At 60.2% G+C, this 22,125-nt stretch carries 23 protein-coding genes; 7 read left to right on the top strand and 16 right to left on the bottom strand.

Translation table 11 applies throughout. From position 1 onward, the window contains the following. The first annotated feature begins 71 nt into the window (after positions 1-71). Positions 72-365 carry a hypothetical protein gene (locus GRF63_RS10630; protein ID WP_160485970.1) on the top strand — a complete coding sequence of 98 codons (294 nt, stop codon included), beginning with the start codon at positions 72-74 and terminating at the stop codon, positions 363-365. Positions 366-739: 374 nt separating this feature from the next. On the opposite strand, the gene GRF63_RS10625 is transcribed toward GRF63_RS10630, so the two are convergent. After that, positions 740-2,044, bottom strand: a complete 1,305-nt coding sequence (locus GRF63_RS10625; RefSeq protein ID WP_160485969.1) for a hypothetical protein — start codon at positions 2,042-2,044, stop codon at positions 740-742. A gap of 226 nt (positions 2,045-2,270) precedes the next feature. Between GRF63_RS10625 and GRF63_RS16405 the strand changes: the two genes are divergently transcribed. Together GRF63_RS16405 and GRF63_RS10615 are read left to right on the top strand one after the other, a co-directional pair. After that, a complete protein-coding gene (locus tag GRF63_RS16405) occupies positions 2,271-3,062 on the top strand; it encodes a hypothetical protein (protein ID WP_202131674.1) in 792 nt (263 codons plus the stop codon). Between the two features lie 176 nt (positions 3,063-3,238). After that, positions 3,239-3,877 carry a putative 2OG-Fe(II) oxygenase gene (locus tag GRF63_RS10615; protein WP_160485968.1) on the top strand — a complete coding sequence of 213 codons (639 nt, stop codon included), beginning with the start codon at positions 3,239-3,241 and terminating at the stop codon, positions 3,875-3,877. Here the strand turns inward: GRF63_RS10615 and GRF63_RS10610 are convergent. The 6 genes from GRF63_RS10610 to GRF63_RS10585 all read right to left on the bottom strand — a co-directional run bounded on the left by GRF63_RS10610 (position 3,874) and on the right by GRF63_RS10585 (position 10,940). Further along, positions 3,874-4,452, bottom strand: a complete 579-nt coding sequence (locus GRF63_RS10610; protein WP_160485967.1) for a septal ring lytic transglycosylase RlpA family protein — start codon at positions 4,450-4,452, stop codon at positions 3,874-3,876. The two genes, GRF63_RS10615 and GRF63_RS10610, sit on opposite strands and share 4 nt — an antisense overlap. Positions 4,453-5,177: 725 nt before the next feature. Beyond that, on the bottom strand, positions 5,178-6,398 hold the full coding sequence (locus GRF63_RS10605; RefSeq protein WP_160485966.1) for an argininosuccinate synthase: 1,221 nt from the start codon (positions 6,396-6,398) through the stop codon (positions 5,178-5,180). A gap of 63 nt (positions 6,399-6,461) precedes the next feature. Continuing rightward, positions 6,462-7,007, bottom strand: a complete 546-nt coding sequence (locus GRF63_RS10600; RefSeq protein WP_160485965.1) for a hypothetical protein — start codon at positions 7,005-7,007, stop codon at positions 6,462-6,464. A gap of 9 nt (positions 7,008-7,016) precedes the next feature. Continuing rightward, positions 7,017-8,306, bottom strand: a complete 1,290-nt coding sequence (locus GRF63_RS10595; RefSeq protein ID WP_160485964.1) for an MATE family efflux transporter — start codon at positions 8,304-8,306, stop codon at positions 7,017-7,019. Between the two features lie 60 nt (positions 8,307-8,366). After that, positions 8,367-9,611 (bottom strand): SAM-dependent methyltransferase, encoded by a 1,245-nt coding sequence (locus tag GRF63_RS10590; protein ID WP_160485963.1) that lies wholly within the window; start codon positions 9,609-9,611, stop codon positions 8,367-8,369. Between the two features lie 15 nt (positions 9,612-9,626). Further along, entirely contained in the window at positions 9,627-10,940 is a 1,314-nt protein-coding gene (locus GRF63_RS10585) for an SAM-dependent methyltransferase (protein ID WP_160485962.1), read from the bottom strand. A gap of 90 nt (positions 10,941-11,030) precedes the next feature. On the opposite strand from GRF63_RS10585, the gene GRF63_RS10580 reads away from it, so the two are divergent. Beyond that, complete coding sequence (locus GRF63_RS10580) at positions 11,031-11,474, top strand: DUF1801 domain-containing protein (protein ID WP_160485961.1); 444 nt, start codon at positions 11,031-11,033, stop codon at positions 11,472-11,474. Here GRF63_RS10580 and GRF63_RS10575 read toward each other — a convergent pair whose 3' ends face one another. The 3 genes from GRF63_RS10575 to GRF63_RS10565 are packed head-to-tail and all read right to left on the bottom strand — an operon-like array spanning position 11,475 to position 13,661. Continuing rightward, a complete protein-coding gene (locus tag GRF63_RS10575; protein WP_160485960.1) occupies positions 11,475-12,215 on the bottom strand; it encodes a molybdopterin-binding protein in 741 nt (246 codons plus the stop codon). Next, complete coding sequence (locus tag GRF63_RS10570) at positions 12,202-12,903, bottom strand: cytochrome b/b6 domain-containing protein (RefSeq protein WP_160485959.1); 702 nt, start codon at positions 12,901-12,903, stop codon at positions 12,202-12,204. The genes GRF63_RS10575 and GRF63_RS10570 overlap by 14 nt, the downstream gene beginning before the upstream one ends. After that, positions 12,903-13,661, bottom strand: coding sequence for an SDR family oxidoreductase (locus GRF63_RS10565; protein WP_160485958.1), 759 nt, complete (start codon positions 13,659-13,661; stop codon positions 12,903-12,905). The genes GRF63_RS10570 and GRF63_RS10565 overlap by 1 nt, the downstream gene beginning before the upstream one ends. Positions 13,662-13,759: 98 nt before the next feature. Here GRF63_RS10565 and GRF63_RS10560 point away from each other — a divergent pair, with 98 nt between their 5' ends. Next, entirely contained in the window at positions 13,760-15,022 is a 1,263-nt protein-coding gene (locus GRF63_RS10560; protein ID WP_160485957.1) for a PQQ-dependent sugar dehydrogenase, read from the top strand. Positions 15,023-15,049: 27 nt separating this feature from the next. On the opposite strand, the gene GRF63_RS10555 is transcribed toward GRF63_RS10560, so the two are convergent. The 5 genes from GRF63_RS10555 to GRF63_RS10535 all read right to left on the bottom strand — a co-directional run bounded on the left by GRF63_RS10555 (position 15,050) and on the right by GRF63_RS10535 (position 19,952). Beyond that, a complete protein-coding gene (locus GRF63_RS10555; RefSeq protein WP_160485956.1) occupies positions 15,050-17,107 on the bottom strand; it encodes an NAD(+) synthase in 2,058 nt (685 codons plus the stop codon). A gap of 110 nt (positions 17,108-17,217) precedes the next feature. Continuing rightward, the gene (locus GRF63_RS10550; protein WP_160485955.1) at positions 17,218-17,688 is read right to left on the bottom strand and encodes a glycine zipper 2TM domain-containing protein; all 471 of its coding nucleotides are present in this window, start codon (positions 17,686-17,688) and stop codon (positions 17,218-17,220) included. Positions 17,689-17,815: 127 nt separating this feature from the next. Continuing rightward, a complete protein-coding gene (locus GRF63_RS10545; protein WP_160485954.1) occupies positions 17,816-18,409 on the bottom strand; it encodes a class I SAM-dependent DNA methyltransferase in 594 nt (197 codons plus the stop codon). Beyond that, the gene (rlmN, locus tag GRF63_RS10540; RefSeq protein ID WP_160485953.1) at positions 18,406-19,653 is read right to left on the bottom strand and encodes a dual-specificity RNA methyltransferase RlmN; all 1,248 of its coding nucleotides are present in this window, start codon (positions 19,651-19,653) and stop codon (positions 18,406-18,408) included. Before rlmN ends, GRF63_RS10545 begins: the two co-directional genes overlap by 4 nt. Beyond that, on the bottom strand, positions 19,650-19,952 hold the full coding sequence (locus tag GRF63_RS10535) for a hypothetical protein (protein ID WP_160485952.1): 303 nt from the start codon (positions 19,950-19,952) through the stop codon (positions 19,650-19,652). The genes rlmN and GRF63_RS10535 overlap by 4 nt, the downstream gene beginning before the upstream one ends. A gap of 80 nt (positions 19,953-20,032) precedes the next feature. Here GRF63_RS10535 and GRF63_RS10530 point away from each other — a divergent pair, with 80 nt between their 5' ends. After that, positions 20,033-20,719: an outer membrane protein gene (locus tag GRF63_RS10530; RefSeq protein ID WP_160485951.1), complete on the top strand. Its 687-nt coding sequence runs from the start codon at positions 20,033-20,035 to the stop codon at positions 20,717-20,719. Positions 20,720-20,777: 58 nt separating this feature from the next. On the opposite strand, the gene GRF63_RS10525 is transcribed toward GRF63_RS10530, so the two are convergent. Beyond that, complete coding sequence (locus GRF63_RS10525) at positions 20,778-21,275, bottom strand: invasion associated locus B family protein (RefSeq protein ID WP_160485950.1); 498 nt, start codon at positions 21,273-21,275, stop codon at positions 20,778-20,780. A 174-nt stretch (positions 21,276-21,449) separates the two neighbouring features. Between GRF63_RS10525 and GRF63_RS10520 the strand changes: the two genes are divergently transcribed. Then, positions 21,450-22,106: a YqiJ family protein gene (locus tag GRF63_RS10520; RefSeq protein ID WP_160485949.1), complete on the top strand. Its 657-nt coding sequence runs from the start codon at positions 21,450-21,452 to the stop codon at positions 22,104-22,106. Positions 22,107-22,125: the final 19 nt, after the last annotated feature.

Here is a 22,125-nt window from a genome sequence, read left to right as displayed (position 1 = left end):
TCTTAACCAGTCCCTGCGAACCTGCGCCCGCACATCTGGGCTTGAGGAGCCCGTAAGCGGGTGATGGTACGATGATGAAATTGCTGGTTGGCGCTGTTGCCGGAGTGGTGGGCTTTCTGGCCGCATTCTCCTTCACCGCGAGTGACGAGATCGGCGCGGCCGTGGATGCAGACCTGCAATCCAATTTCGTCGCCCGCTGCGTAGTGCGCATAGAGCAAGACCTGGACACCACCCGCGCGCCCGACATCTGCAAGTGCATGGAAACCGAATTCGCCAACAACGGCCTGAAACTCACCGACGCCCTGGGGGACGACCTTGCACGGATGCAGGACATCACGCGCTCTTGTGCGGGGATTTATGGGTGAGGGGTGGTTTGGCTATGGTAGCTAAGGGGCCATAACCTCGGCGGTCAAACACAGCCTCAGAAACACCGAAATATTAGATCACATGCTAAATTTTAGATAACTCGATCTTGTTGTGTTGAGCATTGCGGCCCTTGCAGATGTGGAAGGTGTGTTCATCGAGATTTTCACGCCTTTCGCTCGAGGTAAGGCTTTGAAAAGCATTCTAATCGATGTTCACAAAAAAGGGGGGCTAAAGCCCCCCTTCAACTCACTTTGTGTGGTTTAAGCTCCAGTGCTCATTGGGCTCTCCTCTTTGCGAATCCAGCGCAAAACGACTTGCTCTTGATTCGTGTCTTACGTGGAAATGGTTTCCAAGTTCCTACATGTCAAGACTTTCAAGCCAGGTGCTCATACAGCAAGGCCTCTCCAGCCGCAACGAGAGAGAGATGGTTCCAAGGAATCAGAAGGTCGAAGTTCCGACTCGTCGGTAGAATGAGATTTCCTGCTTGTTGCTCCCCGCCATGAGCAAGAGCATTCCTTATTTTCCTCAAGCTGGCGGCAAGGGCTTTCATCCGGTTGTTGTCGAAAGAGCCATGATTTTTTGTGTCAGTAAGAATTGGCTCAATTTTCAGGCCGCCATCAAACTCGGTCGGCGTCATAAAAAATTCAGAGTTTTGGCAAGCCTCGCTCCAAATTTTATGCTTGTCGATAAGGTCGATGAACATCCTTTCAAACCGATCATACTCGCTCATCTTATCTTGGCGCACAACCTCCGCTACGCGATCAAGAGTTTGGTCGAGCGCATCTTGAGCGGTGGGAGAACTAAGAATCTTTAGTAGATCTTGTCGTTGCTGGGCTTGTAGATAAGATCCCGACACATACTCGAGAATTCGATAATAAAGAAGAAATCTTGTGGTTATATCATGATCATATGATGCCACCCAAAATGATAACAATGTGGGATTCAATTCTCTACTTGTAATCTTTTTTGGAAATTTGTCCTCAATGTATCGTTTTGTAGGGTATCTGCTATTTTCCTCGACATCATGGATTACAATGTGTGGTGACTCATGGTCGTAGTATCTAAGGAAAAAATTGAGATGCTTCGCAACCTTAAACCATTCTTCAAGGTTATCGGCCAAATTTTCGATGAAGAATGACAACGGTTCCCCGAGCCTAGGCGCAATATTGTCATCCTTATGGGCATCGTCATTTGTAAATATGGAAAAGGACTGCAGATTGCGAAATCGAGTGTCCGAAACCTGCATGTAGGCAGCATTGCGGGCCAGCTCCAACAATTCATCCGAAGATTTCTTGAACGCGCACTTATAGACTTTTCGATTAAGCTTGAAATCAAACTTTCGACCCCTAATTTCTTCCGAAGTTTTATCCAGCTTATATGTTGTCCAAGCAATCTCCATCGTCTTTTTATTAATATGGTAGATTGCTGAAAATTCGGGCGGTAACCTTACCGACTCGAGCGCTTCAAAGAGTTTATCGTTGATTTGACCGCCTCTGCTGGCAATCAGCGCAATAGACTTATCTTCCCAAGGTGCAGAAAGATAAACTATCTCACCACTTTTACTCTCGACGATCTCGAATTGGTGATTGGCAAGAGATCTTACCCGTTTTTCTACTTCCGTGAAATTTTCGCTTTTTCGCGATTTTGACTGATTTAGTGTTTTGGGTGTTTTTGGCACGGAGTAAGAACCTTATCGCGAACTTCAGTCGCCAACCCTGCACATTGCTGTTTTGAAATTCCGGTTCAAATTTCCCTACACCCCCACAAACATGCCTCCCTGCGCGGTTCGAGCCTCAAGCGCCGGCGTTCGCGTCTGCTTAGCCTGGCTTTCGCGCTAACGGCGCGGCAGTCGTTCGGCCTTGCGGTCGCCCTCGCGGCCGGTGCTCTCCACGCAGGAGCCTTGCATGATTGTTCACACCACTCCCGACACCACCAATCTCGTCACGCTGCGCCCGCTGAATGCGCCGCCATCCACCGGCCCTGTGCCTTTGCTCACCCCGCCAAAGCAGGCGGCGTTCTGCAAGGCGCTGGCCGATCATGGCAATGTCAGGCTCGCGTGCCGGGCGGTGCAGGTTTCTCCGCAGACGGCCTATCGTGCGCGGCGGGCGTCTCCGGCCTTTCGCAAGTGCTGGGATGCAGCATTGGTGATCGCGCGGGATCATGCGGAGCAGGTGCTGGCCGACCGCGCTCTTAACGGGGTGGAGGAGACGGTGTTCTATCACGGGGAGGAGGTCGCCACGCGCAGGCGCTATGATGCGCGCCTGCTGCTCGCCCACCTCGCGCGGCTGGACAAGCGGGCTCAGGCTGCCGAGGCCTGCGCCACTTGTGACGAGGCGCTGCTGGGGGAACATGATTTCGATGCGGCGGTGGAGGCGCTGGCGGCAGCGGCCGATCATGGCGGCAAGCTTCAGGTGGATTTGGCCTCTGGCGCTTTTGCCCCAGGACAGTGTTCCATGTGTTCCACATTAGCGCCCGAAACCGCGGACGCAGGCGGCGCGCAGGATGGCGGCGTGCAGGACGGTGATTGGCGGGATCTGGACCTGTCCCTGCGGCTATCGCTGATGGAGGAGGCCATGCCCGGCGATGCGCAGGCGCGAAGCGGGCTGGATGATCGCGGCTGGCACCGGGCAGAGGCGGCGCGGCTGGCGGCTTTCGAAAGCGGGCAGGCGGAATGGTGGTGCGCGCGGGGAGAGTGACCTGCGGCGGGCGGGGCATGTCGTTCGTCGGGCGCAGAAGTCGTTCGTCGGAAGCTTGCGTCGTTGGTCGATCAGCGGTTGCTTGTTGAAAAAGAGGAAAACGGCCCTCTTGCATCGCGCGCCGAGATGAGGTTGTATCAGGAGAAACCAGAGCCTGATCGGGAAGCGCAAAGCACATGGCCACCGTCTCACCCGCGCAAAAGCGTGATTTCACCGTCAAACCGCTGTTCGCAGAGCCCTATTTCGTCACCAACATCGCCGATGCGATCAGCGAAAAGCAGGTGGCCTTCATCAAGGGCCTGAAGATGCAAGAGAACCAGACGAACCACATCTCCGACGATCTCTACATTTTCCGCCACAAGGAACTGCGCAGCGTGGCAGAGGCGGTGGATGCCAGCCTGCAAACCTTTGCGACAGAAGTGCTGGGCATTGCGCAGCGGCTGGAGGTGACGCAGAGCTGGGCCTTGATGAACCCGCCCGGCGTGGGGATGCATGGGCACACGCACTCCAACTCGCTGGTGTCCGGCTCGCTCTATTACGCGCCTCTGCCCGATCCGCCGGGCAACATGGTGTTCGAGAGGTACAACAGCTATCGGCAGCTGGAACTGAGCGTGGATGGTGCGCGCACGAACATCTATAATGCCACGCGCAACGCCGTGGTGCCGAAGCAGGGCGACCTGGTGCTGTTCTCCAGCGCGGTACACCATTACGTGGAAACGAATGCGGGGAAGGAAAACCGCCACTCCATCGCGTTCAACACCTTCGTGCGGGGCACGATCGGCAATTTCCGCGATGTGAGCGAGCTTGAGCTCTAGCTGTCGAGCAGTTCCAGCTCAACCCGGCCATGGCCTGAACGCACGATGCCGATCTGCTCTGCCGCAGCGCGCGACACGTCGATATCGCGGCCCCGCACGAAAGGCCCGCGATCGTTGATGCGCACCACCACGGATGCGCCGGTGCGCGGGTTGATCACGCGCACGCGGCTGCCGAAGGGCAGGGTCTTGTGCGCAGCGGTGAGCGCGTTCATGTCGAACCGCTCCCCACTGGCGGTGGGGCGACCGTGGAACTTGCGGCCGTAATAGCTGGCAATGCCGGGGCCGATGGGCGTGGCGGTTGGCTCAGCGGGTTCGATGGTGGTGATGTCCACTGCGTGATCGGGCAGGGAAGGCTCCACAGGCTCTGCGAAACGGACGAAGGCGTTCTCGAAATGCGCGGCTTCGCTGGGCTGAAAGGCGGGCTGGGCCGCTTCCGGCACGACCCGCGTGGCGCTGCTATCCGCCGCGAATTGCGCGTCCTGTGCCCAGCTTGCGCCTGTCGCCCCCAGCAGCGCGAGCGCCGCCAGCGGGGTCGCCATGCGCAAGGCTGCGCGAGTGATTCTGGTTCCGTCCATGCCCTGTGACATAGCTGCGAGGGGTCAAGAGAGCGAATCCGGGGAGGGGGTGCCGACGCTCCAACGGGGCTATCCGGCGCGAAATGAGGCGAAAATGGGACGAACCGTTTTCAGCTGTGGGAACTGGGAATGGTTAACGAAAAATGGGGTCGGTATCGCTACCGACCCCACTCTCACCGACGTGTGGACCACCCCGAAGGGCGATGCTTTACGCCTGGCGTGTCTCCCGCTGATCCGGAGATCGGTGCGGGATATGTCGCCCGGCGCTCGCGCCGGTGCCGGGTAGGCGCCTGGACTTGTCAGATGGTCCGAAGGACCGATCCTCGCAAAGCTTGGCAGCCTGCCCGCAGTCGGGTCTCGTCTGGCGCCTCAGGCGGTGATGCTTGCATATAGCTGCGCGCCTCACCATCGACGCCGGAACTTGAGGGTCCGACCAGCGGTGAAATCAGAGTGCGGTATCAACAGTCCGAGAAATCATTACCCGAAGGCGCCGATCTCTCTTTCCTACGCCGCGATCATCCTTTCATCGCTACGATTGCGGTTCGGTTTTCTCTTTCCTGAAACGGCAGGCGATCCAGGTAAGCGATCCGTTTTCGCTTTCGATATGTTGAGGATGCGCGCGGGGCGTGCGGCGGGCAAGACTGCGGGCACCGACTTATCCACTTTGCGACGAAATGCCGGTGGACAAGGGTGGACAAGTCAACGCCCTGGCGTTTCAGTTGAAACTACCTCTTGCGATCCCGCGCGGCCAGCAGCCGCAGGCGAAGGGCGTTCAGCTTGATGAAGCCTTCCGCATCCTGCTGATCATAGGCGCCTGCATCGTCCTCGAAAGTGACGTGAGCCTCCGAATAGAGCGAGTTGGGAGACTTTCGGCCAACCAGATGCGCGGCGCCCTTGTACAGCATGATGCGCACGGTGCCGTTCACCTTCTCCTGGCTGAGATCGATGGCGGCCTGCAGCATCTCGCGCTCCGGGCTGAACCAGAAGCCGTTGTAGATCAGTTCGGCATAGCGCGGCATCAGCTCGTCTTTCAGGTGCGCTGCGCCGCGATCCAGCGTTACCTGCTCGATACCGCGATGGGCGATTGCGTAGATGGTGCCGCCCGGCGTTTCATACATGCCGCGCGATTTCATGCCGACGAAGCGGTTTTCCACCAGATCGAGGCGGCCGATGCCGTGCTTGCGGCCAAGCTCGTTCAGTTCGGTTAGCAGGGTGGCAGGGCTCATCGCCTTGCCATTCAGCGAAACGCCGTCGCCTTTTTCAAAGCCGATCTCGATATATTCGGGCTCGTCTGGCGCCTCCAGCGGAGAAACCGTGCGGGAGAAAACGTATTCGGGTGTCTCTTCCCATGGATCTTCCAGCACCTTGCCTTCGGAGGAGGTGTGCAAGAGGTTCGCATCGGTGGAGAAGGGGGCCTCGCCGCGCTTGTCCTTTGGCACGGCGATCTGGTGCGCTTCGGCCCAGGCGATCAGGGCGGTGCGGCTGGTGAGATCCCACTCGCGCCACGGGGCGATCACCTTGATATCGGGATCGAGGGCATAGGCGGACAGTTCGAACCGCACCTGATCATTACCCTTGCCGGTTGCACCGTGGGCGATGGCATCGGCGCCGGTTTCGTGGGCGATCTCCACAAGGCGCTTGGAAATTAGCGGGCGGGCGATGGAGGTGCCCAGCAGGTAATCGCCTTCATAGCGGGCATTGGCGCGGAACATGGGGAAGACGTAGTCGCGCACGAATTCCTCGCGCACGTCCTCGATATAGATATGCTTGTCGGGAATGCCCATGGCGCGGGCTTTCTCTCGCGCAGGTTCGATCTCTTCACCCTGGCCCAGATCGGCGGTGAAGGTGACGACTTCGAGACCGCGCTCCGTTTCCAGCCACTTGGCGATGACGCTGGTATCCAGCCCGCCGGAATAGGCGAGGACGACTCGTTTGATTTCAGACATGGACGTTTCCCGTTGGAGACTATTGCGCGGCGGCGGTTAGCAGCGCGCTTCGCTTATCGCAAACTAGTCTATCTCTCTGGCACCCAATTGTGGGTTGCTGCGCGTCACATAGTTCAGCCACGCTTTCGGACGGCGGACGTATTCTTCCGGCACATCCGCCTGCAATCCCGCAGCGCGCGCCAGTGCGGCGACGAAATGGATGCAATTGTTATCGTCAAGATCGTAATATTTGCCGGGATAGTCGCGCCACGCCAGCACGGTTGCCAGCAGGCGGCGATATTGCTGATCGGAAACAGTGACGGTGAAATGCCGGTTGGTCTCGGCAATCGTGCCTTGCGTCTCGGTCAGGATCATATGCTCCGCCGGGCCGGAGGAAATGGCCTCCATCGAGCTGCGGGCGGAAAATCCGTAATTCTCGGAGACGCGGGTGCCATTATCCAGCTCTCCTTCAAACACCACGAATGTGTGCGGATAGCGGCCCCAAAGCACAGAGCCGTTGAACGAATGGAAGTGGACCTGAACATCCGCCTGTGCCGGGCTGACCACGGCCAGCATCGCGAACAAGGCCATCATGCTGGCAAGGATGCGGGCGTATAGTTTGCGGATCATGGCTGCCTGTCAAACTCCGGATGGCGCGGGCTCGCCCACATCTTTGATCAACTGCGGGAAATACAACGCCAGCCCACCCGCGCGCAAGAGATAGCTGGCGGTCATCGCGATCCATGCGCCCGTATTGTCAAACGGGCGCAGGGCCAAATCCAGCGCGATATATAGCACCGTGGCCAGCACGCCTGCATTGCGCAAGGCCACGCCGCGCGTGGTGCCGATGAACACGCCGTCCAGCAGCCAGCTAGGCATGCCCACCAGCGGCACAAGCGCGGCATAGGGGAGGTAGGCACGCGCCGTTTCCCGAACCGCGGCATCGGTGGTGAGGAAACCAATGAGGGGGCCGCCCAGCAGCAGAAAGGCCAGCGCCAGCGCCGCACCGCTGGCCAGCGAAAACTCCCCCGTCAGTCGGATGGCGCGCATGAAGCGGGCCTTGTCACCCTGGCCAAAGGCACTGCCGACGCGCTGTTCTGCCGTGAAAGCAAAGGCATCGAGGATAAAGGCCGCGAAGCTGACGAATTGCAACAGCACATGGTTGGCCGCGAGTGTCTGCGCACCCAGGCGAGCGCCGGCATTGGCGAACCAGGTAAACAGGATCAGCAGGGCAATCGTGCGGATCATGATGTCGCGATTGACGGCGAAAAGCTTCGCCAGCCGGGCGCGATCTGTCAGCAGGGCGCGGGGTGTGCGGGCAATGATGGCCAGCACATTGGCACCGGCGATGCGGCCCACGATGAACAGGCCCGTCACCAGCGCGATCCCTTCTGCGCAGGCCGTGCCAAGCCCCACGCCATATGCCCCGAAGCCAAGCCCCCATACGAACCAGATGTCGAGGCCGATATTGGCCATATTCATCACGATCTGCAGGGCCAGCGCCTGCCGCGTGCGGCCAAGCCCCAGCATCCAGCCGGTGATCGCATAAACGGCCAGGGCCGCGGGCGCGCCGATGAAGCGGCCTTGCATGTATCCGCCTGCCTCTGCATCGACGGGAGGCGTGCCGCTGAGGATCGCCAAAGCCGCCTCTCGCAATGGCCAACTGATGGCCAGCACGAAAAAGCCAAGGGCAATGCCGATCGCCAGCGCGCGCAGCAGCAGCGCCTCTACCTCCGCCCTGTCACCAGAGCCCTGCGCCTGCGCGGTGAGACCTGTCATGCCCATGCGCAGGAAGCCGAATGTCCAGAACACCAGCGTGATGATCGTCGCCCCCAGCGCCACGCCGGCCAGCGCCACGGCATCGCCGGTGCGCCCGATCACGGCGGTATCAACGATGCCCACCAGCGGTATGGATGCCTGCCCAAGCATGATGGGCCAGGCCTGCGCAAAGATTGCGCGGCGGGTGAGGGGATCGGCTGCGGTCAGAACCTATCGGGCGAGCAGCTTTCGCTCCGCCTCCTCGATATAAGCGCGGGTGAGCGGAAGGGTGTAGCGGTTGCGGCAGTACTGCACTTGGAAATTGCAGAGGCCGCCCCACTCGAATGTGGAAACAGCGCCCGCCAGATAGAACATCCACATGCGGTAGAAGCGTTCATCGAACATGGCGATGATCTTTTCGCGATGCTCCACGCAGCGGGCATACCATTCGCGCAGCGTCTTCGCATAATGGACGCGCAGCACCTCCACATCGGTGGCCATCAGCTTCACCCTCTGGCTGGGCTCCATCATCTGGCTGAGCGCCGGGATATAGCCGCCGGGGAAGATGTATTTGCGGGTGAATGCCTCTGCCGCCACGGGACGGCCAAAGCGGCCGATGGTGTGCAGCAGCATCACCCCGTCCCCCGTCATCATGCGCGCGCAGTCGCGGAAGAAGGTTTCGTATTGCGGCACGCCCACATGTTCGAACATGCCGACCGAAACGATCCGGTCAAAAGTATCGCCGCGCGCCGCAAGATCGCGGTAGTCGATCAATTCGAAGGTCACCTTGTCGGCAACGCCCGCCGCCTCTGCCCTTTCGCGGGCGAGGGCGAGCTGTTCTTCGCTCAGCGTAATGCCCGTCACCCGCACATCGGCACGGCTGGCGAGGAAGATCGCCATACCGCCCCAGCCGCAGCCGATATCCAGCACGTGATTGCCGGGCTCCAGCATCAGCTTGGCCGCGATATGCGCCAGCTTCGCTTCCTGCGCCTCGCCCAGCGTCATGTCATCATGCGGCCAGTAGCCGCACGAATACTGCATGTGCTCCTCGTCCAGCATCAACTTGTAGAGATCGTTACCGATATCATAGTGATGCGCGACATTGTCCTTCGATTTGAAAGGGTTGTTGAAGCTGTCCTTGATAAAGGCCATGCGTTTCAGCGCGCGGCGATGGGGGGCAAGGCGGCCGAACTTGCCCTTCGCCTCCCACGGGCGGTTGCGCCGCACGAGCTCGATCAGCTCCATGATGTCGCCGCGTTCGATAATGATGCGGCCATCCATATAGGCCTCACCCACGCCCAGCTTCGTGTCGAGCGCGATGTCGCGGATCACCTTGCTGTCCGCCAGGCGGATTTCGACATCGGGATAGTCCGGATGCGGAGTGCCATAGGTGGCGCTGCGGCCATTGGCTTGCGTCAGCTTCAGCGTGCCATGATCGATCGCATTGCCGATCAGCCGGTCAATCAAAGTGCTCATCGTGTCTCCGCAGCCTTACTCTGCCGCCTGTTTCAATGCCGGATCGAGGTGCCATTGCGGTGCTTCTTCCAGCCCGCGCAGCCGCTCGCTTTCCTCGTAGATGAAGTCTCCCGTCATCGGGATGGCTTCGCGATCCTTCACATAGATCAGTTGCCAGTTCACCAGCGTGCCATGGCGGAAGCTCTGTTCCGCGCCCGCCAGATAGAATTGCCACATGCGGAAGAATTCTTCGTCGTAAAGCTCGACCAGTTCCTTCTCATGCATGGTGGTGCGCTTGTACCATTCTTCCAGCGTGTAGCTGTAGTGGAAGCGCATGGCCTCCACATCCATCACCTGCCAGCCGGCCTTCTCGCTCTCCGTCACCAGTTCGGACAGGGCGGGAATATAGCCGCCGGGGAAGATGTATTTGCGCGTCCACGCATCGGTAAAACCGGGAGGGCCCGCCCGTCCGCAGCAATGGCTGAACATCACGCCCTTTGGCGCCAGCAACTGGTGCGTCTTGCGCATGAATTCGGGATAATGCGGCGTGCCCACATGCTCCAGCAGGCCGACGGAACTGATCCGGTCGAACGTGCCTTCCACATCGCGGTAATCCATCAGGGCAAAGCGCACCTTGTCGGACACACCGGCAGCCTTCGCCCGCTCCTTGCAAAAGGCGATCTGGTCTTCCGCCAGCGCCACGCCCAGCACTTCTGCGCCGTAATGCTTGTGAAGATACATGGCGAGGCCGCCCCAGCCGCAGCCGATATCCAGCACGCGCAGGGGGCGATCCATCTCGCTCGCCTGCTGCATGTACATCTTGGCCGCGATGTGCGCCTTCTTGTCCAGCTGCGCCTTTTCCAGGCTGACATCGGGCGTGCGGTGATAGCCCATGGTGTACTGCCGGTCCTCATCCAGGAACAGCTCGTACAGGCGGCGCGTCAGGTTGTAGGTGTGCTCTGCATTCTTGCGCGCCTTTGACTTCAGGTTGACGCTGTCGATCTTCGCGGCGGTCTTCTGCGCGATGCGCTTCAGCGGGCCCTGGGGTTGCAGGGCCTTGTCCCCATGCACCTTTGCCTGGCTGGTGACATACAGCACCATGTCGCGGATATCATGCGGCTCCTCCACCGTCAGCCAGCCCCACATATAGGCCTCTCCCGCGCCGACCTGCGGATAGCGGGCGATATGGCTGGACGCTTTCTTGTTGGTAAGGCGCACCTTGATCGGTTCGCCATATTCACCATTCACATCCCCGCCGGGGCCGTATTCGTAAACCTTGCCATCGTAATCGGTGATCACGAGCTTTCCTGCCCGGATCAGTTTGGTCAGCATCTTGTCGAGCAGCCACATAGGCGTGAAGTCTCCCGCATCGCGTTACAGATTTTGGCCGGTTTGCGGCCCGTTTGGCGGCCTGTCAATTCTGCGTTAGGATCGCTCCCCATGAGTGAGAACAAGACCCGGCCCACTGCCACCACGGTCGAGAGTTTTATCGACAGCGTGGACCACGCGCGAAAGCGCGAGGAAGCGCATGAGCTGGATGCCATGTTCCGGCGTGTCACCGGGCATGCCCCGGTGATGTGGGGAGACAGCATGATCGGCTATGGCAGCTATCACTACAGATACGACAGCGGGCGGGAGGGGGATTTCCTGCGCACCGGTTTTTCCCCGCGCAAGGCGAAACATTCGATCTACCTGATGGGCGGATATTGCGAGGCGGAGACCGCGAAACGGAACGAGGAATTGCTGGCCCGGTTGGGCAAGCATTCGCGCGGCAAAAGCTGCCTTTACATCAACAAGCTGGCCGATGTTGATCTGGGCGTGCTGGAAGAACTGGTGCAGGTGAACTGGGATGCCATGAACAGGGTCTATCCGCCCGCAGGCTGATCAGATGCCGGCGTACCACTGGTAACCGCGATCTTCCCAATATCCGCCATATCCCTTGCCGAAATCGTCCAGGCTGGCGACAGCTTCGATACCGGTCAGATATTTGGCATGTTTGTAGCCAAGCTGGCGTTCGATCCTCAAACGCAGCGGCGCGCCGTTGCGCACGGGCAGCGCCTCGCCGTTCAATTCATGCGCGATGATGGTTTGCGGGTGAAACGCATCGTCCATGTCGCAGCTCTCGTAATATTGGGAGCCGTTGAGATTATCCGCGCAGTGAAAGACGATGAAATTCGCTTCCGGCTTCACCACGGCGGCATCCAAAATGCGCGATAGCTGCGGGCCGGTCCACTCGCCGATGGCGCTCCACCCCTCCACGCAATCATGGCGTGTGATCTGGGTGCGTTGGGGCAGGGCGCGAATATCGTCCATCGACAGTTCGCCGGGATTTTCTACCAGGCCGCTTATGGCCAGCCGCCAATCGGCAAAGCCCTGCGCCTCTGCCGCGCGATAGGCCGGGGTATCCACCGTCTGGCTGCCATTGCCACGGAAGAACGGGGAGAGATCGGCGATTGTATATTCCGGCGCCATGGTGATGCGCCCGCCGCCCAGCGCGCGGTGCAAGCCGCGGTGCCAGTCCTGCGCGCCGTCCACCAGCTTTCCGAACCACTCGGTTTTGCCGATGTCACTGCACCCCGCCAGGAATGCAGCGCCCGCCGCGACAAGGAAATTACGCCGCTGCATCGTCATTTCCCTCCATCTTGCCGCCTGTAATCATGTCGCGGATCTGCCTGATCGGCCCGGAGGCTATCACCAAAAGGATGTGCACCACGAAGAAGGCGAACAGCCCCCATGCGGCCAGGAAATGCAGCGAACGCGCGCTTTGCCGCCCGCCGAAAATCTCCGTCATCCACGGCCAGGCGGCCTCCATGCCGGGGCTCATCACCATGCCGGTGAAGATCATCAGCGGGATCAGGATCAGGATCACGCTGGCATAAGAGATCTTCTGCAGGATGTTGTACTTGCCCGCGCCATGATCGAAATTGAAGCGCAGGTGCTCGCGAATATCGCGCCAGATGTTCGACGGTTTCCATTCACGAGCGCGGGCGAAAATATCGCGTTTCATGTGCCCGTTGGCAAAGGCGAAGATCATGAAGGCCAGCAGGGAAAAACCCAGTACCAGGCTGAACAACACGTGCCAGTCGCGCGCGGCGGCCAGGCTGTAATAATCGGGAATGGTGGCCCATCCGGGAAAACGCGGAACCTCCAGCCACGCCTGCGCCGGGGCGAACCCCTGATCGCCCCAGTACAATCGCCGGTGGCCATTGGATATGTTCAGCCCGCTCATGAACAGGATGATCAGCGCCAGCGCATTGACCCAGTGCCAGATGCGGGTTGGCAGTGCGTGGCGCTTGCGTGGCATTGTGCCCATCAGTCCTCTCCATCTCTTTCAAGGTAAATCACATCGCGCGGCTGGCAGAGCAAGTGCTGGCCGGAATCGATGAACAGGCTCTGCCCCGATGCCAGCGGACCCTCCGCCAGGAACAGTGCGCCATCGGCCACCTCGCGCGCCGAAGTGTGGCGCTCCAGCAGGTTCAGCCTGTGCGATCTCTCTGCCTCTGCGCTGCTTTGATCATGGCTGGGCAAAATTGCGCCGGGGGCCAGCGTATACACCCTGTCGCTTCCCCGATGCACCATGGCCATCATCCGCGCGGCGATATCTGCGGCGGACTTACTCATTGTATAGCTGAAGAAATCGGGGTTCAAATTGGCCAGTTTCTGATCCGTCACCTGCACCACCCGGCGATCCGCGCGGCTGGTTGCACGGGCGAAATAGGCCTGCGCCAGCAGGGCGGGGGAGGCGGCGTTTACGCGCATTGCCCTGCGGTTCGTCTCGATATCCAAAGCGGTTACATCGTCGGGCTCAAAAATAGAGGCGGAATTGATGAGGCAGCGCCAATCTTCCAGCTTTTCCGCCAGTTTGCGCACCATGTCTACGGCTGCGTCGAGATCCACCAGATCGCATTGAACCACCTCGGCACTGGGCAAATGGGCGGCCAGTTCCTGCGCATTTTCAACTGACGTGTTGCAGTGGATGACGACATGCCAGCCCGCCTCGCCAAAGCGGCGGCTGATGGCCGCGCCCACGCGTTTTGCGCCGCCGGTGACGAGGACTGACTTGCGCCTCACGAGAAAATGGACAAAGTCAATTGAAGGAACGCTTGCATCGTCCTACGATAGTGACGAGCGCCGGGGACACAACCGGGCTTTTGGGATGGGAGATTTTTATGGATCGGCGCTTGGGCTCTGGCTTTGCCGTTTCACTGGCCGCGCTGGCGCTGACCTTCGCCCCTGCAGCTGCACCTGCACTTGCTCAGGATGACCCAGCGCCGCCTGCCCGCCCTACCTTCAGCGGCAGTGATCTGGGCGAAGGGCCGTGGGATTTCTACAGTGAATACGGGCCGATCCATCTTGAGGTCGTCGCCCGGCTGGAGCGGCCTTGGGGTATCGTCTTCCTGCCCGAAGGCGGAATGCTGGTGACAGAGCGGGTAGGCCGCCTGCGCCATATCGATGCGAACGGAACGCTTGATCCCGAACCGATTGCCGGCCTGCCTGCGATGTACACCTTCGGCATCGCCGGGCTGAAAGGCATCGCACTGCATCCCGATTTCGCGACCAACCGCCTTGTCTACATGGCCTATTCCAAGATCGATCCGATGGACGCTACTGTCTCTTCCCTGGCCGTCATGCGCGGCCGCTGGGACGCAGGATCGCACGAATTGGCCGATGTGGAGGACATTTTCGTGGCCGACACCTGGTATGGCGCGGCGCCTCTGCCAGAGCGGTGCTGCGGGCAGGGGCCAGCCTTCGGCTCCTACGGCGGGCGCATCCTGTTCGATCCCGATGGCTATCTTTTCGTCACCAGCGGCGATCGCAATTACGGGGAGATGGTTCAGGACCCGGCCTCTCATTATGGCAAGATCTTCCGCATGACGGACGAGGGCGAAGTGCCCGAAGGCAACCCCTGGGTGGGGCTTGACGGGCATGAGCCGCTGGTCTGGTCCACCGGCCACCGCAACCCGCTGGGCCTGGCGTATAACCCCGCAACCGGAGAGCTGTGGGAAAGCGAGTTCGGTCCGCGAGGGGGAGATGAGGTGAACCGCATCCTGCGCGGCGGGAATTACGGCTGGATCGATGTGACGCAGGGCATGCATTACAATGGCGAGCAGGCAGAGGGCATCCGCAATGTGGACGGCATGATCGATCCTGTGCTGGCGTTCGGCCCGCCCAGCCTCAATCCCGGCAACCTCACCTTCTTCCAGGGCGATACCATTCCGGGTTGGGAAGGGGACATGCTGCTGGGCAGCTTCTCCGAAGGGCTGCTGCGCTATGATACCGATCAGGTCGGCATGCCCATCGGCGTGCCGGAGCATCTGCTGAAGCAATTGGGTCAGCGCTGGCGCGATGTGCAGCAGGCTCCCGATGGCAGCATCTATCTGCTGACGGACCAGACCACCGGCGCCGTGCTACGCCTGACTGCCGGAGAATAATGCGCGCGCCCGCTTAAACCGGGCACTCTATTCCGGCACATTATCTCGCAAATCGGCCAGCCATACGTCGGCCATGGCATCGCTCGGCGCGCGCCAGTCTCCGCGTGGTGACAAAGCACCGCCCGCGCTCACCTTCGGTCCATTGGGCAGGGCGCTGCGCTTGTACTGGCTGAACTGGAAGAACCGCTTCGCAAAGCTTTCCAGCCAGTGCCTGATTGTGGGCAAATCATAGGCGTTCTTCAGCGCTTCGGGGAATTGGTGCGGCCATTGGCCCTTGTCCACCACACGCCATGCGTGCCAGCACAGGAAAGCGATGTGACTGGGACTCTGGCCCCAGCGCACGGTGTGGTGCAGGAAGAAATCATTCAGCTCATACGGGCCGATGATGCTCTCTGTGCTCTGAATATTGCCCTTTTCGTCGGCAGGCACCAGCTCCGGGCTGATTTCCGTGCCGAGCACCGCCTCCAGCGCATCATCCACGCCGGGATCGAACTGGTCCGTGCGGGTGGCCCAGCGGATCAAATACTGGATCAGCGTCTTCGGCACGCCCGCGTTCACGGCGTAATGGCTCATCTGGTCACCCACGCCATAGGTGCACCAGCCCAGCGCCAGCTCGGAAAGATCGCCCGTGCCGATTACGAAGCCCTTGTGATGGCCCGCAAGGCGGAACAGGTAATCGGTGCGCAGGCCTGCCTGCACATTCTCGAAAGTCACGTCATACTGCGGTTCGCCATCGGCAAAGGGATGGCCCATATCGGCCAGCATCTGCCGCGCGGCGGGCTTGATGTCGATTTCCTCCGCCGTAGTGCCGAATGCCTCCATCAGCTTCCACGCGTTGGATTTCGTGTCATCCGAGGTGGCGAAGCCGGGCATGGTGTAGGCCCGGATGGTGGAGCGGGGCAGGCCCAGCATGTCGCACGCCTTGGCGGCCACGATCAGGGCATGGGTGGAATCCAGCCCGCCGGAAATGCCAATGATCAGGCTTTCGGGTGAGGTCGCCTTCATGCGACGCATCAGTGCATCGACCTGAATGTTGAAGGCCTCGTATGCGTCCTGATCCAGCTTGTCCTGACGATTGGGGACGAAGGGGAAGCGGCGGATCGGGCGGCGCAGACCAATATCGCCTGTGACATGTGCGTGATCGAAACCGATAGTTCGATAGCTGTCCTCAGGCCGACCGGCGTCTTCCACCGCATCGTTGAACGTGCCCATGCGCATGCGTTCGTTGAGGACGCGCCGCGTATCGACATCGGTCACGCACAGCTCCGGCTCCAGTTCGAACCTAACGCTTTCGACCATCAAGTCGCCCAGTTCGTACACCATGCCCTGTCCGTCCCACGAAAGATCCGTGGTGCTCTCGCCAAAGCCGCTGGCGGAATAGGCATAGGCGCACACGGACCGGCTGGAACTGGCGCGGCAAAGCAGGTGTCGCTCGTCCGACTTGCCGATGGTGATATTGCTGGCAGAAAGGTTCAGCAGGATCGTGGCACCTGCCAGCGCGGCCATGGTGCCGGGCTGGGTGGGGCTCCAGAAATCTTCGCAGATTTCTATGCCGAAGGTGAAGCCGGGCAGGTTCTGCGCGCTGAAGATCAGGTCCACGCCAAACGGCACTTCCTCCCCGCCAACGGGGATCCACAGGTCACGGCAATTGTTGCCCCTTGCGAACCAGCGCTTCTCATAGAATTCGCGGTAATTGGGGAGATAGCTTTTGGGCACCACGCCCAGCAATTCACCCTGCGCGATCACCAGCGCGCAATTGTAGATGCGGCCATTGCGGCGCAGCGGCGCGCCGATCACCAGTACGGGCGTAAGGCCCACGCTGGCTTGCCTGATCGCATCGATATGCTCCTCCACACTGTCCAGCAGTGCGGCCTGGATAACCAGATCATCCAGCGCATAGGACGACAGGCACATTTCGGGATAGAGCAGCAGGTCGACATGCTGCTCGTCCGCCATCCTCGCCTGCTCGATTATGGCCTCTGCATTGAAGGCGACATCGGCCGTGCGGACCTTGGGCGTGCTGGTGGCGATGCGCACGAAACCGTGCGTGTGCATGTCGAAAAACGGGTGGGGATTGGCGTTCATGCAAAGCGCCATAGCCTGAAACTGTTGGCCATGGGAATTGCCGACGAAAAAACGCCGCCGCTCCGGGGACAAGAGCGACGGCGTTTGTTGTTACCCGGTGTTATCGGGGCTTAGCGGCAGCGTGCTCCGCCACGGTCAATTTCGCGGCCAAGAACTGCGCCCAGTGCGCCACCCAGCAGGGTGCCGACGGTGCGATCACCGCGGGTATCGATCGTGCGGCCCAGCAGCGCGCCACCGGCGGCGCCGATGATCAGGCCCGTGGTGCCGTTCTCACGTTCGCAGTAATAGCGGCCATCGCGGCCCTGCCACACGCGGTCACCGCGGCGAACCTGGCGCGGCTCATAATAGCGGCCACGATCGTCATAGTCGCGATGGCGGCGCTCACGATAGCGGCGACGCTCGCGGCGGTCGTCACGATCATAGCGGACATCGTAACGGTCATAGCGATCATAGCGGTCGTGCCGGTCTTTATCGCGATAGCCGTGGGCAGGCGCCCAGGAAGGCGGGCCGTCATGCGCCATGGCTGGCACGGCAGGAATGGCCAGGGATGCGGCTGCGATTGCGAGAAGTGTCTTTTTCATGGCGATTACCTTTCCGATTCGACATCGCTCTTGTGTCGGAGAGGTCCTTTTCGTTCATGCAGGTGATACTGAACATGAACGAATGGTTGGATAGCAAAATTAAGGATGAGCCGTTTTTTTCTGGCGATCAGCCGTGTTTGCGTGCCGTTATCGCGATCCAGTCCCGCTCCACCTTGTCGAGGCCGCCGGCGCGATAATCTTCTATTTCTTCGAAGGACCAACCGGCCTCGCGGTAAAGCTGGAGCAGGTGTTCGCGAGGGGAGAAATTGTACAGCCTGCCAAAGGTATCGCGCGCATCGCCATTGCCCAGCTTGTAATTGGCGAAGAACCAGCCGTCCTTCCGGGTGGCGCGATAAATGCGCGTAAGCACATCGCCGAGTCCGGCCAGCGGCTGGTGATGCAGGGATGCGTGGGCCCACACCGCGTCGTAGGCCTCAACAGCCCCCAACTGGTCGAAACGGAGCAACCGCACGTCCTGCCCGGTGCGCTCCTTCGCCTTGGTGGCCATGCCGCTTGATCCATCGGTCATATCGACGGTGAAACCTCGTTCCAGCATGCGGCTGGCATCGCGCCCGCCGCCGCAGCCCAGTTCAAGGATGTGCGCACCTTGCACCAGCCTGTCCAGAAATGCATCGAGATGCCGCGCCGGACCTTGCGCAAAGCTCATGGTATAGCTGGGCGCCTCGCGATCGTAGAAAGCGAGGGTCGCCTCGTCGGTCATGCGTCAGCAGCGGAGGCGGCTTCGGCTTCCTCGCGGTCGCGCTGGGCGCGGCTCTTCTTTTCTGCCGCCGTTTTCAATTGTCCGCAGGCCGCATCGATATCGCGCCCGCGCGGTGTGCGTACAGGCGCGGAAATGCCGCCTTCGAACACGATATTGGAGAAGGCCCTGATCCGCTCCGGCGTGGAGCATTCGTAATTCGCCCCCGGCCAGGGGTTGAAGGGGATGAGGTTCACCTTCGCAGGAAGTTTGTAATGTTTCAGCAGCCGCACAAGTTCGCGAGCATGCTCGTCACTGTCGTTCTTGTCCTTCAGCATCACATATTCAAAAGTGATGCGCCGCGCATTGGAGGCGCCGGGATAGTCGGCGCAGGCCTGCAGCAGTTCTTCAAGGCCATACTTGCGGTTGATCGGCACGATCTCGTCGCGGATGTTCTTGGTCACGGCGTGGAGCGATACGGCAAGGTTGACGCCGATCTCTTCCCCGCAGCGCGCCATGGCGGGCACAACGCCGCTGGTGGAGAGCGTGATACGGCGCTTTGACAGGGCGAGGCCATCGCCATCCATCACCAGTTGCAATGCATCGCGGACGTTATCGAAATTATACAGCGGCTCTCCCATGCCCATCATCACGATGTTGGTGAGCAGGCGGCCGTCGGCGGTATATTCCGCTTCGTCCTCAACCTCGGCAAAATCCATCTTTCCTTTGGGCCATTCGCCCAGCGCATCGCGCGCCAGCATCACTTGGCCCACGATCTCACCAACGGTAAGGTTGCGCACCAGGCGCATGGTGCCGGTGTGGCAGAAGGTGCAGTTGAGCGTGCAGCCAACTTGCGAAGACACGCACAGCGTTCCCCGGTCGGCATCGGGGATGAAGACCATCTCGAACTCGTGACCATCCGGCGTTTTCAGCAGCCATTTGCGGGTGCCGTCCGTGCTGTGCTGGGCTTCCACCACATCCGGGCGTCCGATCACGAACCGCTCCGCCAGCCACGGGCGCATCGTCTTGGCAATGTCTGTCATCGCTTCAAAATCGGTGACGCCGCGATGGTAGAGCCAGTGATACACCTGCTTGGCGCGCAGCTTTGCCTGTCGCTTGTCCAGACCTGCACCTTCGAACAGGGCGGCAATGTCCTTGCGGGGCAGGCCCATCAGGTCAACGCGGCCATCTTCGCGCGGCGTAATCTCACGCGCGACGGGAACCGGGTCAATTTGCCCGGGAATGCTCATCAGTGTCGTTTCGGTCATGGGAAACGCGCATATAGTGATGTCTGGCGCTTTTGGAAAGCGCGCGCAGACAGGGACGAAATTGACCGCTGATCATCAGGCGACACATCATTACCGTCAGCCTGCCCGGATTGCGCGATGAAATGCCGGGAACTGCAATTCCTCTGGCGATGCGGGCAATATTTGCGACCGGCGGATTGCGCGGCTCCCCTAATGAACGTTTCGGCAAAGCGTTCCTGTCGTTCGTCGGGAATAAAACTCGTTTCATAGATCAAATATGTTGCTGTAAAACCACACTTAACTTGTTGTGCAAGGTTCATGAAACGAAAGCTCCACCCGGCCCATTGTGGCAGTCCAAGCGTGACGATTTACACGTGGAAAAATGCAAATGGAGCACACAATGAATAAGAGTATCGCCCTCATCCTCGCTACGGCATCGGCAACCGCTTTGGCAGTTCCGGCAGCCGCCCAGGAGAACGCGGCCTTCACCGGCCCGCGTATCGAAGGCATCGCCGGATATGACATCAGCAAGGCAGGCAGCAGCGTCGATAACGACCTGAACGACGAGGACGACCAGTCCATCGATGGCCTGCTGTACGGCGTAGGCGTGGGTTATGACGTGGCCCTGGGCGGCTTCGTGCTGGGCGCAGAGGCAGAGCTTTCCAGCTCCACCGCGAAAACCGAAATCGTCGATGGCGACCTGGAAGACCTTGGCTTTGGTGCCAATCTGGAAACCGGGCGTGACATCTATGTCGGCGCGCGCGCCGGTGTGCTGGCCGGGGACAACCTGCTGGTGTACGCAAAGGGCGGCTACACCAATGCCCGTTTCAACCTGCTGGCGAACAATGGCGTAGACGAGATCGAAACCGATCTGGATCTTGATGGCTGGCGCGTGGGTGCCGGTGCGGAATACGCCATGTCCGAAAACACCTTCGTGAAGCTGGAGTATCGCTATTCCAACTATTCCGAAGGCGAATTCGACTTCAACGATGACGATTTCTTCGATGATGACACGGGCGAAAGCGACCGTTTCGATGCCGATCTGGATCGTCACCAGATTGCCGTTGGCTTCGGCTACCGCTTCTAATCAACATCAACCAAAATCGAAGGGGCCGGCGAAGCAATTCTCCGGCCCTTTTGCATATCTAGCGCAAGCGGGCGCAGCCCACCTGCGCGGCATCCAGGGCGGTGGCCGCGCCGCTTAGTGAATAGCGATCGGTGAAGCGATTGCCGTTCTTGTCGGTCGCGCTGATGGATAGGCGGCTGCCGGAACGCATCGCTGCCAATACGGCGGCATCATCGCTGGCGCTGGGCGCCCAGGCATCGCTGCCACCACCTGTCAGATCGAACCGCTTTCCGCCGATGGCCAGTCGCACGCGCGGGCTGGCAGACAATTCCCGGCTGAGGCGGAAGTGCACCTGCGCACGAACCTTGCGGCGGGGCCATGTGCCGACGGTGGCATAGGGATCGAAATCGCGCCGATTGCGGGACACTTCGGCCGCGGCAATGGCATAGCAGCGCGGCACATCGGGATCGCGGAACGCACCCCACTGGCCATAGACGCCAAGACTGTCTTTCGCAGACAGCGGCGCTGCCAGTGCCAGGGCGAAACCGCAGGCGATCAAAGAGATGCTTGTCCGCATGGATTTTCTCTTAGGGCAAGCTTGCCAACAGTCAAAATCGAACTGGTTGCATCCGATATTTGTGGATTTTTTACCCCCTTTCTGGCATATGAATGGAACGGGAAGGGACACCGGAAAAGTTGGCCCCAATAGGAAAGGACGCCCTCGGTTTATCGCCGGGAGGCGCGCGATACGATGAGCCTGCTTGCCGATTACAACCTGCCATTTGCCATTGCCTTCGGGCTGATGGTGCTTGCCCTTGTGTTGCAATTGATCGGCCTTGGCGATTTCGATTTCGGCGGTGACGTTGATCTGGATGTCGATGCACCGGATTTCGATGCGGACAGTGTGGAGGCGCCCTCTGCCGGATTTGGCGGCGCCTTGCTCAGCCTGCTGGGCCTGGGGCGTGTGCCGCTGATGGTATGGCTGATGGTGTTCCTGCTGCTGTTCACCGTGATCGGGATGGCGATACAGATGTTTGCCACCGATCTTACCGGATCGCCGCTTTACGCCGGGCTGGCCGCGCTGTTTGCAGGCGCGGCAAGCCTGCCGGCCACATCCGTGCTGGTGCGCCCGCTGGGCCGACTGCTGCCGCAGGATGAAACCAGCGCCGTTGGGCTGGGCAGCCTTGTGGGCCGCCGCGGAACCATCACTACCGGTAAAGCCGCCAGAGGCTCACCGGCCAGAACGAAAGTGCGCGATCGGCATGGCCATGCGCATTACGTCATGCTCGAGCCACATGAGGATGCGAGCACAATACACGAGGGGGACGAGGTATTGCTCGTGCGCCGCGAGGGACAGCTGTTTTACGGCATGGCCCTGGCAGAGCGCAAGCTGGCGCCGATGTCCTGACAACCATTACAACAGGAGA

This window comes from Aurantiacibacter rhizosphaerae, assembly GCF_009807005.1.
Taxonomy (GTDB): Bacteria; Pseudomonadota; Alphaproteobacteria; order Sphingomonadales; family Sphingomonadaceae; genus Alteraurantiacibacter; species Alteraurantiacibacter rhizosphaerae.
This window is presented reverse-complemented; position numbering and strand designations above follow the sequence as displayed.

Coding starts and splice junctions, on each gene's coding strand:
- GRF63_RS10630 (WP_160485970.1), top strand. CDS start 72: ATGATGAAATTGCTGGTTGGCGCTGTTGCCGGAGTGGTGGGCTTTCTG.
- GRF63_RS16405 (WP_202131674.1), top strand. CDS start 2,271: ATGATTGTTCACACCACTCCCGACACCACCAATCTCGTCACGCTGCGC.
- GRF63_RS10615 (WP_160485968.1), top strand. CDS start 3,239: ATGGCCACCGTCTCACCCGCGCAAAAGCGTGATTTCACCGTCAAACCG.
- GRF63_RS10610 (WP_160485967.1), bottom strand. CDS start 4,452: ATGGACGGAACCAGAATCACTCGCGCAGCCTTGCGCATGGCGACCCCG.
- GRF63_RS10605 (WP_160485966.1), bottom strand. CDS start 6,398: ATGTCTGAAATCAAACGAGTCGTCCTCGCCTATTCCGGCGGGCTGGAT.
- GRF63_RS10600 (WP_160485965.1), bottom strand. CDS start 7,007: ATGATCCGCAAACTATACGCCCGCATCCTTGCCAGCATGATGGCCTTG.
- GRF63_RS10595 (WP_160485964.1), bottom strand. CDS start 8,306: ATGCTTGGGCAGGCATCCATACCGCTGGTGGGCATCGTTGATACCGCC.
- GRF63_RS10590 (WP_160485963.1), bottom strand. CDS start 9,611: ATGAGCACTTTGATTGACCGGCTGATCGGCAATGCGATCGATCATGGC.
- GRF63_RS10585 (WP_160485962.1), bottom strand. CDS start 10,940: ATGTGGCTGCTCGACAAGATGCTGACCAAACTGATCCGGGCAGGAAAG.
- GRF63_RS10580 (WP_160485961.1), top strand. CDS start 11,031: ATGAGTGAGAACAAGACCCGGCCCACTGCCACCACGGTCGAGAGTTTT.
- GRF63_RS10575 (WP_160485960.1), bottom strand. CDS start 12,215: ATGCAGCGGCGTAATTTCCTTGTCGCGGCGGGCGCTGCATTCCTGGCG.
- GRF63_RS10570 (WP_160485959.1), bottom strand. CDS start 12,903: ATGGGCACAATGCCACGCAAGCGCCACGCACTGCCAACCCGCATCTGG.
- GRF63_RS10560 (WP_160485957.1), top strand. CDS start 13,760: ATGGATCGGCGCTTGGGCTCTGGCTTTGCCGTTTCACTGGCCGCGCTG.
- GRF63_RS10555 (WP_160485956.1), bottom strand. CDS start 17,107: ATGAACGCCAATCCCCACCCGTTTTTCGACATGCACACGCACGGTTTC.
- GRF63_RS10550 (WP_160485955.1), bottom strand. CDS start 17,688: ATGAAAAAGACACTTCTCGCAATCGCAGCCGCATCCCTGGCCATTCCT.
- GRF63_RS10545 (WP_160485954.1), bottom strand. CDS start 18,409: ATGACCGACGAGGCGACCCTCGCTTTCTACGATCGCGAGGCGCCCAGC.
- rlmN (WP_160485953.1), bottom strand. CDS start 19,653: ATGACCGAAACGACACTGATGAGCATTCCCGGGCAAATTGACCCGGTT.
- GRF63_RS10535 (WP_160485952.1), bottom strand. CDS start 19,952: ATGAACCTTGCACAACAAGTTAAGTGTGGTTTTACAGCAACATATTTG.
- GRF63_RS10530 (WP_160485951.1), top strand. CDS start 20,033: ATGAATAAGAGTATCGCCCTCATCCTCGCTACGGCATCGGCAACCGCT.
- GRF63_RS10525 (WP_160485950.1), bottom strand. CDS start 21,275: ATGCGGACAAGCATCTCTTTGATCGCCTGCGGTTTCGCCCTGGCACTG.
- GRF63_RS10520 (WP_160485949.1), top strand. CDS start 21,450: ATGAGCCTGCTTGCCGATTACAACCTGCCATTTGCCATTGCCTTCGGG.